Source organism: Flavivirga aquimarina (assembly GCF_030540835.1).
GTDB classification, from domain to species: domain Bacteria; phylum Bacteroidota; class Bacteroidia; order Flavobacteriales; family Flavobacteriaceae; genus Flavivirga; species Flavivirga aquimarina.
In genome coordinates this window covers 94,289-110,740 of record NZ_JAUOEK010000119.1, presented here as the reverse complement: position 1 = coordinate 110,740, position 16,452 = coordinate 94,289, and the positions used below count along the sequence as shown (strand labels likewise).

Here is a 16,452-nt window from a genome sequence, read left to right as displayed (position 1 = left end):
TTTCTTTTCTACTAAAGTAATCGTCTCACTCTTTCCTGCAACTCAGGCAAAACCTCAACATCAAACCAAGGGTTTTTAGTTAGCCAAAATCTATTTCTAGGTGATGGATGTGGTAAGGGCAAATATTTTTTTGGCAAGTAATCTTTATAATTCGCTACTGTTTCGGTTAAGGTTTTCTTTGCTTCTTTTTTTAAATAATACTTCTGGGAATACATCCCAATTAAAATAGTCAGCTCTATATTTGGTAACTTATTTAATAATGGTTCATGCCACTCTGGAGCACATTCAGGTCGTGGCGGTAAATCGCCCGTTTTTCCTTTTCCAGGATAACAAAAACCCATGGGAATTAAAGCTATTTTCGTCTCATCATAAAATTGCTCGTCTGTAACACCTAACCATTTTCGTAATTGCCTGCCACTAGGGTCATCCCAAGGAACTCCTGTTTTATGAACACTGGTCCCAGGTGCTTGACCAATAATAACAATTTTAGCTTCTGGATGAGCTGTTACAATAGGGCGAGGTCCCAATGGTAAATGCTCCGAACATATAGAGCATTGTCTTATATTGTAAAGTAAGTCATCCATTACATAAAAAGTTATTTTTTGTTTAGCGGTTCTCCATTAAAAGAAAGACCGTTAAAACCTGTTTTCATAAAATTTCTAATGTTTTGATGACCTGTTCCGTCAGGGTCTTTCAATACCTCATCAAAATAGAATTGACCAAAACACGCCAAAGTTTCTTCTTTTGTTAAATCTTGTGCTTTTGCAAAAGCAAACAATTTACAAGAACCTGAATTCTCCCCACTTTTATTTTGTAAATCTCCATTTGTAAATGCGACTGGAGAGAAATTATAGTTAGCTTCTATTACTCCCATTGTTTCAGAAAACACAATGGTTTCTGGTGTATTTTTAAGCTTATTCTTAAATGCTTCTAGTGTCATTAACTCTTGTTTTTTCCACCAACAACGATCACAATTTCTCCTTTCGGTGGTTTATTGGTATAATATTCTAAAACGTCTTTTGCTGTTCCTCTAATGGTTTCTTCGTAAAGTTTTGTAAGTTCTCTAGATACAGATACTTGTCTTTCTTCTCCGAAATACTCACAAAAATGACCAAGTGTTTTTACCAGTTTATGCGGACTTTCGTAAAAAATAATGGTTCTGGTTTCTTCTGCCAATAATAATAATCGTGTTTGTCGTCCTTTTTTAACAGGTAAAAAACCTTCAAACACAAACTTATCATTTGGTAGTCCAGAATTCACCAAGGCTGGTACAAAAGCTGTTGCTCCAGGAAGGCAATCCACTTCAATATTATTTTCTATACAGGCACGTGTTAGTAAAAATCCCGGATCGGAAATTGCAGGTGTCCCGGCATCGCTAATCAATGCTATCGTAATTCCGCTTTTTAATTTCTGAATGACACCTTCAACAGTCTTATGCTCATTATGCATATGGTGTGATTGCATAGGTGTGGTTATTTCGAAATGCTTTAAAAGTTTCCCCGAGGTTCGAGTATCTTCGGCAAGAATTAAATCGGCTTCTTTTAAAACATCAACAGCTCTAAAAGTCATGTCTTTTAAATTTCCTATTGGTGTTGGTACGATGTAAAGTTTACTCATTAATTTCTTATTTGTTTTCCTAAAAAATAAGACGGGAAAATTAGTAGTAATCCATAAAACGAAAAACCTACAATACCATGTCCCGCATAATGATGTGCCGCCGTTGCTAATACCATATCAAAGAAAAAACCGGCATAAGCCCATTCTGTTAACCAAGTACTTTTTCTCCATAAAATCATTGCGATACCCAAAACTTTTAATATCGCTAAAGGAATCACAATATAAGTTGGATAATTTAGGTTTTCAAAAAAACCTTTAACCATATCTGTGTTCGTAAAATACATGGAGGCAGAGTAAGCCATTAACAAACACAAAAGCACTGTGCTTGTCCAATACAAGATTTTGTTTATTTTCATTAAGTTATTGTCGAGAAATTTTATTCGAACTTACTTTCAATAATTTGTATAAATCGCGTTTCAAACTCTTCTTTATCAACCCAATTATTATAATCTGGTTTTATAATATCTTCTACCAAACGCTTTGCTTCACTAAAAGTAACAGATGTATTTAGTTGAGATATTACACGATCGTAATCTTCTGTTTTACCATCAAACAAATGTTTTATAAAAGCAATCTTATCATTAAGTCCAATGTTAAACCCTCCTGTTTTTAGTTTATCATTTAATGATTTTTTTTCATCCGATTTTCCATTCTCCTGCACTTTAGAAACAGGTTCAAAAACGGGCGTTTCTTTAAATCCTGCAGTAATATCATCTAAATCGGTTTTATGATAGTGTTGTTTAGGGATGGCTTCTTCAAAAATAGCATCGACTTCTTGAGTTTCATGAGGCATTTGTGCCACCATGTCTTTAATCGTTTCTATAGCAGGCTCCATAATATCGTCATCTTCAACATCATCAAGATTAATATAAATTTTATCTTCAATTTCAATGTTATCACTAACCTTATTATTAAATGCTTTATCTAACATACCAAAAAAGGACGAGTCGCTCCCAATTGTTGGTATACCATCTTCAAAATTCTCATGCGCAAACTTTAATACCGACAGTTTTTCATAAAGAGCTGACACTTCCGTATGCATTTTAATAACATCTTCCTTCCCCTTCAATTTAAGAATTCTATGTGCTATACTAATGAGTTCCGACTCTAGCTTCTTCTTCATTATTTATAATTTTTTAAATTATTGCTATTTTGGTTTTTGATTTTTAATAAATTTACGCCACCTTTATACAAACGAAAAATTCCTTCGTTTTAGTGCTAAAATTACGAAATGTTTCTTGAAAATACAGTAAATCATAAAGAACAATTTGGATGGATTGAAGTTATCTGTGGCTCCATGTTTTCCGGAAAAACCGAAGAATTAATCCGAAGGCTTAAGCGTGCGCAATTTGCAAGGCAGAAAGTAGAGATTTTTAAACCTACTGTTGATGTGCGTTATAATGAAGAAATGGTTGTCTCTCATGATGATAATGAAATTCGCTCAACACCTGTCCCTGCAGCCGCTAACATACCTATTTTAGCCGATGGTTGTGATGTTATCGGTATTGATGAAGCTCAGTTTTTTGATGATGAAATTGTTCGGGTTTGTAACGATTTAGCAAATAAAGGAATTCGGGTTATTGTTGCCGGACTTGATATGGACTTTAAAGGAAACCCTTTTGGACCCATGCCCTTTTTAATGGCAACAGCAGATTATGTTACAAAAGTACATGCTGTTTGTACCAGAACAGGTAATTTAGCACAGTACAGTTATCGTAAGGCTAAAAATGACAATTTAGTACTTCTTGGTGAAGTTGATGAATACGAACCTTTAAGCAGGGCCGCTTATTACAAAGCTATGATGCGAGATAAAGTTAGAAATATGAAAGTAAACGATGCCGAAGAAGTGACTCCAAAACAGAATAATACTCGAGATGCCTAAAGCGCAAGAAACTTTACTTGAAATTGATTTAAAAGCACTTAAACATAATTTTGAGCATCTAAAATCGAAAATTAAAAACAATACCAAATTTTTAGCTGTTGTTAAAGCCTTTGGCTATGGAAGTGATGCTTGTGAAATTGCCAGCTACTTACAAGTATTAGGAGCCGATTATTTTGCAGTAGCTTATATAAGTGAAGGTGTGGCATTGCGTGAAGCCGGTATTACAAAACCTATTTTAGTATTACATCCTCAAGTTGTAAATTTAAAAACCTTAATAAAGCATTCCTTAGAGCCTAGTTTATATAATATGAAGGTTTTAAAGGAATTTGTTAAAATAGCCACTGCAGAAAAACAAAACGATTATCCTGTACATATAAAGTTTAACACAGGCTTAAATCGACTTGGTTTTGGGGAAGATGACATCGATAATATTATATCTGAAATAAAACAAACAACCGCTGTTAAAATAACATCTGTCTTTTCTCATTTAGCTGCTAGTGAAGATTTAAATGAAAAAGAATTTACTCTAAATCAAATTGCAAGTTTTAATATTATTTCTAAAAAAATAATTGATAAACTAGCATATAAGCCCATGTTACACATGTGTAACACTTCGGGCATCTTAAATTATCCTGAAGCACATTTTGATATGGTTAGAGGGGGTATTGGACTTTATGGGTTTGGAAATTCTGATAAGGAAAATAAAAACTTAATCCCCATTGCTACCTTAAAAACGGTTATTTCTCAAATTCATGTTATTGAAAAAGGAGAATCTGTTGGGTATAATAGAGCTTTTAAGTCTAATTCATTTTTAAAGACAGCGACACTTCCTATTGGCCATGCTGATGGTATTGGCAGACAGTATGGAAATGGAAATGGCTTTGTTACTATTAAAGGACAACAAGCTCCCATTGTTGGTAATGTTTGTATGGATATGATTATGGTTAACATTACAGATATTAACTGTGAAGAAGGAGACGAAGTTATTGTATTTGGGCAAGACTCTACCGCAGAACGATTAGCAGAAACCACAAATACCATTTCCTACGAACTAATAACCTCTATATCTCAGAGAGTTAAGCGCCTTTTAATAAAATAAAAGACGTTTTATAAATGCTAATTTTTTAATTATTTTAACTATTTTAGTATTTGACTAACTAAAAATTTCAAAAATTATGCTTAAAGAGTTTAAAGAATTTGCAATGAAGGGCAACCTTGTTGACATTGCTGTCGGTTTTGTAATGGGTGCTGCTTTTAATAAAGTAGTTGCCTCTTTTACAGGAGGTATTGTATCTCCATTAATTGGGTTAATTTTCAATGCTGATTTCAAAGATTTAAAATACGTCATTAAAGAAGGAGTAGCTAATGCAGAAGGCGTTATAGAAGGTGAAGTATCTGTACTTTGGGGAGCTTTCTTAACTAATGTAATCGACTTTATCATCGTGGCGTTTGTTATGTTCATGATTGTTAAAGGTGTTAACAAAATGAAGAAGAAAGAAGAACCTGCTCCAGAAGCTCCGGCTGGACCTTCACAAGAAGATTTATTAGCAGAAATTAGAGATTTATTGAAAAAATAACAATTTGTTAAATATACAACAACGTGTTATTTGTTGTTAAAAAGACCTCGTTTTGAAAAAATGAGGTCTTTTTTTAGATTCTAAAATAGAATTAATACTTAATTTTGTGCCCTAAGAAATTTATTAAAACAAACAAAATGAAAGTAGCTGTTGTTGGAGCCACTGGTATGGTAGGCGAAGTCATGCTAAAAGTATTAGAAGAACGTAATTTTCCTATTACAGAATTATTACTTGTAGCATCTGAGCGTTCGGTTGGAAAAAAATTAACTTATAAAAATAACGAGTATACAGTTATTGGTTTAGCTGATGCTGTAGCAGCAAAACCTCAGATAGCTATTTTTTCTGCAGGAGGAGATACTTCTGTAGAATGGGCTCCTAAGTTTGCTGAAGCTGGTACAACGGTAGTCGATAACTCTTCTGCTTGGAGAATGGATCCTACAAAAAAACTGGTAGTTCCAGAAATAAATGCCAATACATTAACTAAAGAAGATAAAATTATTGCAAATCCTAACTGCTCGACCATACAAATGGTTATGGCATTAGCGCCATTGCATAAAAAATATAAAATGAAACGTGTTATCGTTTCTACCTATCAATCTGTTTCTGGTACAGGTGTAAAAGCTGTGAAACAATTAGAAAATGAAATAGCTGGTATTGATGGTGAAATGGCTTACCCTTATCCAATTGGAAGAAATGCATTACCACATTGCGATGTATTTTTAGAAAATGGGTACACAAAGGAAGAAATGAAATTAGCCAGAGAGCCTCAAAAAATATTTAACGACAAAACATTTTCTGTAACTGCTACAGCAGTTCGTATTCCTACAGCAGGTGGACATTCGGAATCTGTAAATGTAGAGTTTGAAAGTGACTTTGACTTAGCAGATGTTCGCAAAATGCTTCATGAAACATCTGGTGTTGTTGTACAGGATAATACAGATACCAACACCTATCCGATGCCTATTTATGCGCATGATAAAGATGAGGTTTTTGTAGGTAGAATTCGTAGAGATGAAACACAACCAAATACATTAAATATGTGGATTGTTGCCGATAATTTACGTAAAGGTGCAGCAACTAATACTATTCAAATAGCAGAATATTTAGTTGAAAATAATTTGGTGTAAAATAAATTCTCTTTATTCTTTATAAAAAAACTTCTGTGATAAAAACACAGAAGTTTTTTGCTATATACTATTCTCCAAAAGTTTCTAAATAGGCTCCAGGTGTTCCATATATTGAAAGCCCTTGTATATCAATTTGAATTTGTGAAGCGAAATCTGAATTAAAAAAAGTTACCATAGCATTCCCATTTTCATCTGTATTAACTACTGGATTCCAATACAAGGTGGCACGATAATCAGGAATTTTCCTGTCATTTACGTCTATATCATATTTAGGAGTATAATATTCTTTAGCTCCTGCATGTCCAAAAACTGTAATATTAGAAGAGCTGATATCCACAAACGAATCTTCTCCTCTTTTACTATAAATAAGAATAACGCCATTAGCGCCCCTTGACCCAAAAACCGCTCCTGAAGGCCCTTTAAGAACTTCTATTCTTTCAATATTAAAAACATTAAGATTAATTACTGGAAACGGTACTGGACTTGGTCTAGGATCTTTAAGATATTCAAGTGTCTTATTTTTCACACTATCTGATGCTTCTTCTACATCACCATAGACCACCATTCCATCAACTACCCACAGCGGGGGACCACCACCTCTTATACTTACTTTCATATCTTGATTAGCCCCTTCAACCTGAACACCGACAACTCTTCTTAATAACTGAGAAAGGCTTGTTGTTGTTCCATCTGTATATTCTGTAGCATCAGGAATTATACCATAAATTGAAGGATCTGCACTTGTCCTTCTATTCTTTTTTACATTTATAGTTACTTCTTCAAGTTCAATAAGTTTATTTGAATTAAAAATTGAATCATACATTTTGCGTTTAAGTCCATTTTTTAAATATCCTTCTTCTTGATTAGAATAAGCTTTATTATAACTACTGTATTTATAATTTGAAATAGGCAATATATTTTCTCTCTTGTCAAGAATTACTTTGCTTTTTATCAAGTTTTGCTTTTTATTATATGTGTTAAAAACAAGGTGGGTAGAATCAGTAAAGTTAAAGTTGTCAATTAAAAATCTTCCATCAGCTTTAGTTTTAGTTGGGTAGATAGCTAATTCATCTTTTCCTTTAGCAATAACTTTTAATGTTGTATTAGATAATACTTTATTGTTTAAATTTTTGACAATTCCTGAAATTGTAAGCCCTTTAGAAAAATCGAATTTTGCTGAATAGTTAGTTAGAGGGTTCCATATTTCATCCCAGTTAAACCGCCTCCAACCATGAGTTAACATAACTAAATCCAATTTAAGTAGACTTGATTTTTTCTGATCTTTAAAAAAAGATGCAGGGTTTTCTATATGCCCCTTAACATCAGATTGTAGAAGTAATTGGGTTAAAATATTTCCTGAATTTGGTGATTTCATCACTTGATTAACATCTGTTAAAGCAACTGATAAACTTGAAGGAACTGGTCTGCCATCAGTATCTGTTACATGAATTCCTAAAGTAATTTTATCTCTTTTATTAAATTTGTCTACACTAAGAACTGTATTTATAACTAATTCTTCTTGATTATTAATAAATACTAAACGCTCACACCATGCTTTTTTATTTTCATCAAAAAGACTAAGTGTCATTACTCCGCTAGGTAATTTTGTTTTTGGAATTTCAAATTCAACTAAATCTTTACCTCCGAAGTCGAATTTTCCTTGAAAGTATTTTTTATTATGTATATGTCCAACTACATAAAATTTATTGCCTTTTAAACTATTACTTGCCTGAACCTTAACTTTTATGCTCCTTCTACTGCTATTATTAACAGTCATAACATAACCTAGGTGTTCTGCTTTAGGTAATGCATACTTAAAACCATTGTCAAATATAGCTGTATACTGCTCTCCCTCTTTTGGTTTTAAAAAGAAAAAACCCGCACCTCTATCTAATGTTGTAACAGAGGCAATCTGTTGATTTTTAGAATCCACAATACGTCCTTTAATAGACTTACTAAAACCATCTTTTCCTATAGCTTTGAAAGCAATAATTCCCATTAAATTATTTACAGCATAGCCTCCTTCAGGAAAAAATTGCACATCTAGATTATCATTTGTTGATGGTGAAATTTTAGTGGTCTCACTATTAATAATTTTAAGTTGTTTAGTAAAAAAGAATGCATCATCATAATTACGCATCCAATTAGTATAGGAACGCAAATAATAATTACCTGAAGGTAGGTTTTTAGGGATATCTATTGACCCCTTACACCTTCCTCCTATAAGTTTTTGTGTTTGAGAAATGACAATATTATTATTAGAGTCTATTAAATCTACATGAATTACTTTGCTCGCTAAAGAATATTCATGATAGGGTCCTAAAACAGTATAGCCACTATACCAAAGGGTTTCTTCTGGTAAAAATATATCTTTATCAGTGTGCAAATATACTTTCTCATTTGGGTTTTTACTATTGTATCTATTTACCTGTTTTTCTAATGTTTTAATAAACGGGTCTCCAGATATATTAGATTGCATTAAAGCAACTTGTTCACGACTATTTAAGAAAATAGAACCAAATGCATTATCTTTTTCAAAAGCAGCAATGACCTCTTCTTCAACTGGAGTTCTTCTTACTATAGGGTTATCTTCCCAGAATTTTTTATTATATCCTATCTCATTAAGCTTATCCCAGTCGCTTTTATTTTTTTTAAATTGCCTTCCTAATCTTTTTTTAGAAGTTGGTGTGTAATATTCAAATAATGTAAGGTTGGACTTTGAAGATACATGAAACTTAAGGACATCATCTTTATAATAATCGAACTCTTGGTTTGTATTAATATAATCCAATTGTATATTATCTATACTGTCTTGCTTATATGCAAGCTCAAATGAAAGTTTATAGTCCTTCCAACTCGCACCTTTAGATCGAAGCTTCATTAATTTTATATCGTCTCTAGAAATGTTTGCTGTAATTTTTAAAACATTATTGGTTTTTGTATCAATATAAACTTCTGCTTCAAATGTTGGGACATTATTTTTTTCATTAGGTTTAAACCACAAAATGGCTATTTCATTTTTATCAGATTTTATTTTATCAATAAGCCTTACATCATAATAAATTTCTAATTCTGAGTGTATAGGAAACATAATATCATCCGTATCAGGCTGTAAGACTCTTATTAAACGAGATAATAGTGTGTAGTTTTTATTATGTACGCCATTCTCATCATTAATGGCATAGCGTCCTTCTAGTATTTCCCAATCATCTATCCCATCTTCATTATAGCGTATATCATAAATAATTTCTGCTAACTCCACATAACGGTCTCCGTTTTTGGATTTTTGCCTGTATAATGCTTTTCCGTACTTAACTTTTTTATTCTTATTTATTTTCTGAAACGCTTTTTTTGCTAACTCAATAGCGTACTCATCTCTACCTGAAGACAATAAAACAACTTCTTGGAGCTCCTTAACCAAAGGTTTTAGTTCGACCGATATATCTTCAGCTTTAGAAACTGTTACCGTAGTTTTTTCATAATTAATATGAGAAAAAATGATTTTAGAAGGAAATGAGTCTACAATTATAGAAAACTCTCCCATTTCATTAGTTGCTGTTCCATTATATGTGTTTGCTAATACGATATTACAAAAAGGTATTGTTTTTCCTGTTTCTTTATCTATAACTATACCTGTTACTTCATTTTTTTGAGAGTTATATTTTGAAGATTCATATCTCCCTCTTCTTGTTATTATTATTAATTCTTCAAATAATTCAAATGTGTTTTTATCGTCCTCAAAAAGCGTTTTTAAAACACTGGTTAATGGTTTGTTTTCTATTTTAATAGTAACTCTTTTGGTAAGATCAATTTCTTTGTCTTTATAAAAAAACTTATAACCTGTTTTATTCTCTATCTCTTCAAAAGCCTCAAAGAGTGTAACCTGATTTAAATTTAAACTAATTTTAGGGTCATTAAAAGAACTACAATAAGCCTTATTTTGCACAAAAAACAAAACTAAAATTAGTAGTACTTTAAACAAGCCGTTAACCGGTTTTAATTGACTTAATTTTCTCATGGTCTATTTTATTTACTTAAAAGGCGATATAATTATCTTATTTTTGCCATATTTCTGATATTTAAACCGAGTAATTTTTTGAAAAGTATTTAATATATCTTCTATCGTTTTCTCTTCAAAAATACCTGTATATATTATACTATTTATTGCTTCATCATTACTTTCAATATTAATATTATAATGTCTCTCTAATTTTTTTATAATTTCATCAAAACGGTCACTACTAAAATGTAATACCCCATTAACCCATGCAATGTGTTTTTCAATATTTGTTTCTCTTACTTTTATTCCTTGTTTATCTATAATGGCTTCCTGATTTGGTTTAATTATAATACTGTTTTTATTAAACGCTTCTCTGGACTTATATACTCCTACACTTCCTTCTTTTAAAACCACTGACCTTTCGTAATCATTTTTGTAACTAGAAACATTAAATTCTGTTCCTAATACGCGTATGTTCATTTTATCAGTATGAACTATAAATGGGCGTTCTTTGTTTTGTTTTACATTAAATAAAGCCTCCCCTTCTAAATAAACCTCTCTTAGGTTTACATCTGTAAATGTTCTGGGGTATCTTAATTTGGTGCCAGCATTTAGAAATACTAATGTGCCATCAGAGAGCTCAACTGAAAATTGCTTACCGTATGGCACTATTAATTGGTTAAAATGCAATTTACCTCTTAAAGAATCTGTTTTAATATATTGAAATCTATTTTGCTTTTGATTTATTATGGCTTGTCCTTTTTTATCAGTGATAACCGTACTTCTTTCATCATTAATAACCTTTTTTGTACCATCACCTAGTATCAAAGTAACCTGATTTGTAGATACATTTTCTCTAAAAATTAAATAATATACACTTATAGATAATCCTAAAAACAAAATGCTTATTGCAGCATATTTAAAAAATGTATGGTATAATTTTCGTAATTTACTATTCGATTTAGATGTTGACCCTTCAAGAATTTTTTGATACGCGAAATCTGTGTCAATTTTTTGATATGTAAAATCCAATTTATGGTTAATGCCTAACATTTTTTTAAAAATTTCTTGATTGTCGGCATCTTTTAACCAGTCTTGAAGCAGAATTAATTCTGCTTCAGAAATCGCATTGTTTAAATATTTAATGATTATTGTTTTCAAAAGTCTTTATTTTGATGACGTAAAAAACCAAATATACCCTGTAAAAAAAAATTTATTTTTAATTTATATATTGCAAATTCAAGCTAAAAACCGTAATTAATGGACGATAGGCTATTATGGGAAAAAATACAAAATAATGATCAGTTAGCTTTTAAAAGCCTTTTTGATTCGTATTACAAACCCCTGTTTTCTAGCATTCTACAATACACATATAGTATACCAGAAGCAGAAGATATTGTTCAGGATGTTTTTATAAAACTTTGGATTAAACGTGAAACGGTAATTATTAAAACTTCTTTAAAATCGTATTTGTTTCGTTCTGCTTATAATACATATATCGATAAATACAGAAAGCAGAAAATAAAAAATAACCTTGTTGAGTCCCTTAAATATGATACTCTATTAACTTTATTAGAAGAAGATGACTCAGAATTTAAATTAAAAGCAGAAAGAATAAAAAAAATAGTTGAAACATTACCAAAACGTTGTAAAGAAATTCTATTACTTAGTAAACAAGAAGGTTATAAAAATAAAGAAATCTCAAAAATTTTAAAGATTTCTATTAAAACCGTAGAGTCTCAACTAAGTATAGCTTACAAAAAAATTAGAAAAGGTTTTTTTTAGACACCTAATAACTCTTCGGTTTTTACTTTCTAGATGTATATGCCTAGTATTAAAAAAATGCTAAAAACAATTTAGCGTAGAAAATAACGCTTAGATTATAAATCCCTTATGACAATAACATCGGTGATTTTTTATTTACTTTTGAAAAAAATTAAAATTATGAGAAAATCAATACTCTTGTTTAGCTTTTTAATTTTCATTAGTTGTAAAAAAGAATCTCCCAAAAAAACATATTTGTTGTGAATTACCCTGAAACCAAAACCGTAGATACTACAGATACATATTTTGGTATTGAAAGAAAAGACCCATATCGTTGGTTAGAAGATGATAGAAGTGAAGACACTGAAGCATGGGTAAAAAATCAAAACAAATCGACCTACAATTATTTAGACAAGATTCCATTTAGAAAGGAACTTAAAGAACGCCTCTCAAGCCTATGGAATTATGAGAAAATAGGCGCCCCTTTTATTGAAGGTGATTATACTTATTTTTATAAAAATGATGGGTTACAAAATCAATATGTTATATATAGAAAAAAGGGGGATGGAACCCCTGAAGTCTTTTTAAACCCCAATACTTTTTCTAAGGACGGTACCATATCTTTAGGCAGTACAAGTTTCTCCAAAGACGGGAGTATCCTAGCTTATTCTATTTCTGAAGGTGGAAGTGACTGGAGAAAAATTCTCATCATGGATACTGAAACCAAAGAAATAATAGAAGACACTTTAATAGATGTGAAATTCACCCAAATATCATGGTATAAAAACGAAGGGTTCTATTATTCCAGTTACGATAAACCAGAAGGTAGTGAGCTATCTGCAAAAACAGATCAACACAAAGTTTACTATCATAAAATTGGAACCTCTCAAAAAGAGGATGCTTTAATTTTTGGAGGAACCCAAGAAGAAAAACACCGCTATATCTATGCTAAAGTTACCGAAGATGATAACTATTTGGTTATTACGCCTCGTGTTTCTACTTCTGGAAATAAATTATATATAAAAGACCTTTCCAAACCTAATAGTAAATTAATTCCGGTTTTAAATCACACAGATAGCGATACTTATGTTATCGAAAATGAAGGAAGCAAACTGTTTCTGGTTACAAATCTAAATGCACCAAATAAAAAAATAGTTACAGTTGATGTGACTAACCCAACTCCAGAAAATTGGGTAGACTTAATTCCAGAAACTGAGCATGTTTTAAATCCATCAACAGGTGGCGGGTATTTTTTTACTGAATATATGGTTGATGCTATTTCTAAAGTGATGCAATATGACTATAATGGTAAATTAATCAGAGATATTAAATTGCCTGGTGTTGGAAATGTAAATGGTTTTGGTTGTAAGAAAGAAGAGAAAACAGATTATTATTCATTTACAAGCTACAATACACCATCTAGTATTTATAAGCTGAATATTGAAACAGGAGAATCTGAACTATATTGGAAACCATCCATAGAATTTAATAGTGATGACTATGAAAGCAATCAGGTTTTCTACACCTCAAAAGACGGGACTAAAATCCCTATGATTATTACTCATAAAAAAGGAATCGAGTTAAATGAAAAAAATCCAACCATACTCTATGGTTATGGTGGATTTAATATTAGTTTAAACCCTTCATTTAGTATTGCTAATGCTGTTTGGATGGAACAAGGTGGTATTTTAGCAGTTCCGAATCTTCGTGGTGGTGGCGAATATGGTAAAGCATGGCATGATGCAGGAACTCAGTTAAAAAAACAAAATGTATTTGACGATTTTATTGCAGCAGCCGAATACCTCATTGACAACAAGTACACAACTTCAAAATATTTAGCTATAAGAGGAGGTTCTAATGGGGGATTATTAGTTGGAGCAACGATGACGCAACGTCCAGATTTAGCCAAAGTAGCTTTACCAGCAGTTGGTGTCCTTGATATGTTACGATACCACACCTTTACCGCAGGAGCCGGTTGGGCTTATGATTATGGAACGGCTGAACAAAGCAAAGAAATGTTCGAATACTTAAAAGGGTATTCACCGGTACATAATGTAAAAGAGGGGGTGCAATATCCTGCTACTTTAATAACTACAAGCGACCATGACGATCGTGTCGTACCGGCACATAGTTTTAAGTTTGCCGCCGAGCTACAAAGCAAGCAAGCAGGTAATAACCCAACTTTAATACGTATTGAAACCGATGCTGGTCATGGAGCAGGAACCCCTGTTAGTAAAACCATTGAGCAATATGCTGATATTTTCGGTTTTACATTATTCAATATGGGTTTTGAAGTGCTACCAACTAAAACAAAAGAGAAAATAAAAAGTTGATAAATCAACTTAAATTCGACAAGACCTACCAGGTTTTAAAAACCTGGCAGGTCTAATTATAGAATATGTTAAAAGTAAAAAACATATCATTCCGCTATAAAAAACAAGCTATTTTAAATAACATTAATTTTAATGTTAAAGCTGGTGAACACGTATCTATTATAGGCGAAAGTGGTTCTGGAAAAAGCACCCTTTTAAAGTTGCTTTACGGTACTTACGATCTAGATAAAGGGTATATTTTTTGGAAAGACACTGAAATTTTAGGACCAAAACACAACCTCATTATTGGTCCAGAATTCATGAAGTATGTCGCCCAAGAATTCGATTTAATGCCTTTTATTACGGTTGCAGAAAACATTGGTGCTTTCCTATCTAATTTTTATCCAGAAGAAAAACAAGCTCGCATTAACGAATTATTAGATGTGGTTGAACTGAGACCTTTTGCCAAAATGAAAGTCAAAGAATTAAGTGGCGGACAAAAACAACGTGTTGCTTTAGCTAGAGCCATTGCTAAACAACCTGAAATTATTTTACTAGATGAACCTTTTAGTCATATTGATAATTTTAAAAAACAATCGTTACGTAGAAGTCTATTCAAATATTTAAAGGAAAAGAATATTACCTGTATTGTTGCAACACACGACAAAGATGATGTCTTGTCATTTTCTGATACTATGATTGTTTTACACGACAACAAGGTTTTTGCCAATAATACACCCCAACATTTATATAATAATCCAGAACATAAGTTAATTGCTTCTTTTTTTGGGGAATTTAATCAGATTGATTCTCATGGCATAGTATATGCGCATCAGCTTAAACTCGTTGACAAATCTGATTTAAAAGCCATAGTAAAACGTTCTTACTACAAAGGAAACTATTACCTGATTGAAGCAGAATTAAATAGAGAGGTTGTGTTTTTTGAGAATGATACTGCACTCGAAAAAAACTTAAAAATATACTTATCTGTTTTAAAATAATCCTTTATCAAGATCAAAAAATCTTTTGGATAACAAATTCTTGATTTCTAAAACTGTTAGAGTCACCAGCCCTTTTCCCAATCAACAACTTTCCAATAGGGGTATTGGGAGAAATAGCATAAAAGGTAATGCCATCAATAACTAATTCGCCTACACTAATAGCTATAAAATAATTAGCTTGTGAAGTATAAACAACACTCCCTAAGCCAACTATTTTTAACGTTTTAGAAACATCTATTTTAGATAGGGTTTCTTTAATTTTTTGAATTTCTGCTAACTGATTTCCTGCCTTTTCTCTTTCCAATTGTAACATAGCGCGGCCAGTCTCATGCTTATCGCCTGCACTACTTTTCGTTTCTGAAGTTAATGAAACTTGAATTTCGTTTATGGTATTCTGTATGGTTTGAAACCTCCCATTTACCAAATCTAAACACTGCGAATAAAGAGCTTCTTTAATTTTCAAAGGGTTTTCCATCATGCTTAGTATAATCTAATGGTCCAAAATAACTCATTTGTTTTACAATCCAAACCTTTCTTGTCTGAATATAATGTGATGCTGGGTTAGCCTTATAAGTTCTTGGGTTTGGTAAAATGGCAGCAATCGCTGCTGCTTCTAATTGCCACAATTTACTTGCTGGTTTCTTAAACCAATATTGCGATGCTGCTTCTGCTCCGTATATTCCATGACCCATTTCTATACTATTTAAATAGACCTCGATAATACGCTCTTTAGACCATACTTTTTCGATTAAAAAAGTAAAATAGACTTCTAGTCCTTTACGCAACCAACTCCGTTGCGGCCATAAAAAAACATTTTTTGCTGTTTGCTGACTTATAGTGCTTGCTCCTTTTAATTTTTTACCTTTTTTATTATGTTTATATGCTTTTTCAATAGCCTTAATATCAAATCCGTTATGGGTTAAAAAGTTTTGATCTTCACTACAAATAACTGCTAATTGTAAATTCTTAGAAATAGCATCAATCGAAACCCAATCATGTTTCCAAAGTGTTTCCTTTTTAATATCCGATTTTTCAAAATGTCTTAGTATCATAAGAGGGGTTATAGGAACGGAAACCCATTTATAAAGAAAAACAAGGCCTATAGATAATATAACAAACCAGAGTACAATTTTAAATATGAATTTGAAAAAACGCTTTATCAATTTGAATAG

The 16,452-nt window shown here is 31.8% G+C and carries 15 protein-coding genes and 1 pseudogene; 7 read left to right on the top strand and 9 right to left on the bottom strand.

What is annotated here, in order from left to right:
• Positions 1–11: 11 nt before the first annotated feature.
• Genes Q4Q35_RS11235 through Q4Q35_RS11215 form a run of 5 tightly spaced genes read right to left on the bottom strand, consistent with a single transcriptional unit; the run spans position 12 to position 2,740 of the window.
• A complete protein-coding gene (locus Q4Q35_RS11235; protein WP_303278068.1) occupies positions 12–584 on the bottom strand; it encodes a uracil-DNA glycosylase family protein in 573 nt (190 codons plus the stop codon).
• Between the two features lie 11 nt (positions 585–595).
• A complete protein-coding gene (locus tag Q4Q35_RS11230) occupies positions 596–940 on the bottom strand; it encodes a HopJ type III effector protein (protein WP_303278067.1) in 345 nt (114 codons plus the stop codon).
• Complete coding sequence (rsmI, locus tag Q4Q35_RS11225; RefSeq protein WP_303278066.1) at positions 940–1,617, bottom strand: 16S rRNA (cytidine(1402)-2'-O)-methyltransferase; 678 nt, start codon at positions 1,615–1,617, stop codon at positions 940–942. The genes Q4Q35_RS11230 and rsmI overlap by 1 nt, the downstream gene beginning before the upstream one ends.
• Positions 1,617–1,973 (bottom strand): DoxX family protein, encoded by a 357-nt coding sequence (locus Q4Q35_RS11220; protein ID WP_303278065.1) that lies wholly within the window; start codon positions 1,971–1,973, stop codon positions 1,617–1,619. The genes rsmI and Q4Q35_RS11220 overlap by 1 nt, the downstream gene beginning before the upstream one ends.
• 20 nt (positions 1,974–1,993) lie before the next feature.
• Complete coding sequence (locus Q4Q35_RS11215) at positions 1,994–2,740, bottom strand: DUF8457 domain-containing protein (RefSeq protein ID WP_303278064.1); 747 nt, start codon at positions 2,738–2,740, stop codon at positions 1,994–1,996.
• Between the two features lie 108 nt (positions 2,741–2,848).
• Between Q4Q35_RS11215 and Q4Q35_RS11210 the strand changes: the two genes are divergently transcribed.
• From Q4Q35_RS11210 to Q4Q35_RS11195, 4 genes are all read left to right on the top strand, one after another.
• On the top strand, positions 2,849–3,499 hold the full coding sequence (locus tag Q4Q35_RS11210) for a thymidine kinase (RefSeq protein WP_303278063.1): 651 nt from the start codon (positions 2,849–2,851) through the stop codon (positions 3,497–3,499).
• The gene (gene alr / locus Q4Q35_RS11205) at positions 3,492–4,598 is read left to right on the top strand and encodes an alanine racemase (protein WP_303278062.1); all 1,107 of its coding nucleotides are present in this window, start codon (positions 3,492–3,494) and stop codon (positions 4,596–4,598) included. The genes Q4Q35_RS11210 and alr overlap by 8 nt, the downstream gene beginning before the upstream one ends.
• Positions 4,599–4,674: 76 nt before the next feature.
• Complete coding sequence (gene mscL / locus Q4Q35_RS11200) at positions 4,675–5,076, top strand: large-conductance mechanosensitive channel protein MscL (protein ID WP_303278061.1); 402 nt, start codon at positions 4,675–4,677, stop codon at positions 5,074–5,076.
• Between the two features lie 137 nt (positions 5,077–5,213).
• Complete coding sequence (locus Q4Q35_RS11195) at positions 5,214–6,203, top strand: aspartate-semialdehyde dehydrogenase (RefSeq protein ID WP_303278060.1); 990 nt, start codon at positions 5,214–5,216, stop codon at positions 6,201–6,203.
• Positions 6,204–6,270: 67 nt separating this feature from the next.
• Here Q4Q35_RS11195 and Q4Q35_RS11190 read toward each other — a convergent pair whose 3' ends face one another.
• Together Q4Q35_RS11190 and Q4Q35_RS11185 are read right to left on the bottom strand one after the other, a co-directional pair.
• A complete protein-coding gene (locus Q4Q35_RS11190) occupies positions 6,271–10,221 on the bottom strand; it encodes a carboxypeptidase-like regulatory domain-containing protein (RefSeq protein ID WP_303278059.1) in 3,951 nt (1,316 codons plus the stop codon).
• Between the two features lie 12 nt (positions 10,222–10,233).
• Entirely contained in the window at positions 10,234–11,364 is a 1,131-nt protein-coding gene (locus Q4Q35_RS11185) for a FecR family protein (protein ID WP_303278058.1), read from the bottom strand.
• Between the two features lie 99 nt (positions 11,365–11,463).
• Here Q4Q35_RS11185 and Q4Q35_RS11180 point away from each other — a divergent pair, with 99 nt between their 5' ends.
• From Q4Q35_RS11180 to Q4Q35_RS11170, 3 genes and pseudogenes are all read left to right on the top strand, one after another.
• Positions 11,464–11,988 (top strand): RNA polymerase sigma factor, encoded by a 525-nt coding sequence (locus tag Q4Q35_RS11180; protein ID WP_303278057.1) that lies wholly within the window; start codon positions 11,464–11,466, stop codon positions 11,986–11,988.
• 159 nt (positions 11,989–12,147) lie between these two features.
• Positions 12,148–14,300, top strand: a pseudogene (locus tag Q4Q35_RS11175) (prolyl oligopeptidase family serine peptidase).
• A gap of 65 nt (positions 14,301–14,365) precedes the next feature.
• The gene (locus Q4Q35_RS11170) at positions 14,366–15,280 is read left to right on the top strand and encodes an ABC transporter ATP-binding protein (protein ID WP_303278056.1); all 915 of its coding nucleotides are present in this window, start codon (positions 14,366–14,368) and stop codon (positions 15,278–15,280) included.
• Between the two features lie 13 nt (positions 15,281–15,293).
• Here Q4Q35_RS11170 and Q4Q35_RS11165 read toward each other — a convergent pair whose 3' ends face one another.
• Together Q4Q35_RS11165 and mtgA are read right to left on the bottom strand one after the other, a co-directional pair.
• Positions 15,294–15,743, bottom strand: coding sequence for a GreA/GreB family elongation factor (locus Q4Q35_RS11165; RefSeq protein WP_303278055.1), 450 nt, complete (start codon positions 15,741–15,743; stop codon positions 15,294–15,296).
• The gene (gene mtgA / locus Q4Q35_RS11160) at positions 15,733–16,443 is read right to left on the bottom strand and encodes a monofunctional biosynthetic peptidoglycan transglycosylase (RefSeq protein ID WP_303278054.1); all 711 of its coding nucleotides are present in this window, start codon (positions 16,441–16,443) and stop codon (positions 15,733–15,735) included. The genes Q4Q35_RS11165 and mtgA overlap by 11 nt, the downstream gene beginning before the upstream one ends.
• Positions 16,444–16,452 lie beyond the last annotated feature (9 nt).

What these genes read in the sequence shown, in the direction of transcription:
- rsmI (WP_303278066.1), bottom strand. Translation starts at nt 1,617, where the DNA reads ATGAGTAAACTTTACATCGTACCAACACCAATAGGAAATTTAAAAGAC.
- Q4Q35_RS11195 (WP_303278060.1), top strand. Translation starts at nt 5,214, where the DNA reads ATGAAAGTAGCTGTTGTTGGAGCCACTGGTATGGTAGGCGAAGTCATG.
- Q4Q35_RS11180 (WP_303278057.1), top strand. Translation starts at nt 11,464, where the DNA reads ATGGACGATAGGCTATTATGGGAAAAAATACAAAATAATGATCAGTTA.
- Q4Q35_RS11210 (WP_303278063.1), top strand. Translation starts at nt 2,849, where the DNA reads ATGTTTCTTGAAAATACAGTAAATCATAAAGAACAATTTGGATGGATT.
- alr (WP_303278062.1), top strand. Translation starts at nt 3,492, where the DNA reads ATGCCTAAAGCGCAAGAAACTTTACTTGAAATTGATTTAAAAGCACTT.
- Q4Q35_RS11230 (WP_303278067.1), bottom strand. Translation starts at nt 940, where the DNA reads ATGACACTAGAAGCATTTAAGAATAAGCTTAAAAATACACCAGAAACC.
- Q4Q35_RS11235 (WP_303278068.1), bottom strand. Translation starts at nt 584, where the DNA reads ATGGATGACTTACTTTACAATATAAGACAATGCTCTATATGTTCGGAG.
- Q4Q35_RS11170 (WP_303278056.1), top strand. Translation starts at nt 14,366, where the DNA reads ATGTTAAAAGTAAAAAACATATCATTCCGCTATAAAAAACAAGCTATT.
- mscL (WP_303278061.1), top strand. Translation starts at nt 4,675, where the DNA reads ATGCTTAAAGAGTTTAAAGAATTTGCAATGAAGGGCAACCTTGTTGAC.
- Q4Q35_RS11215 (WP_303278064.1), bottom strand. Translation starts at nt 2,740, where the DNA reads ATGAAGAAGAAGCTAGAGTCGGAACTCATTAGTATAGCACATAGAATT.
- Q4Q35_RS11190 (WP_303278059.1), bottom strand. Translation starts at nt 10,221, where the DNA reads ATGAGAAAATTAAGTCAATTAAAACCGGTTAACGGCTTGTTTAAAGTA.
- Q4Q35_RS11220 (WP_303278065.1), bottom strand. Translation starts at nt 1,973, where the DNA reads ATGAAAATAAACAAAATCTTGTATTGGACAAGCACAGTGCTTTTGTGT.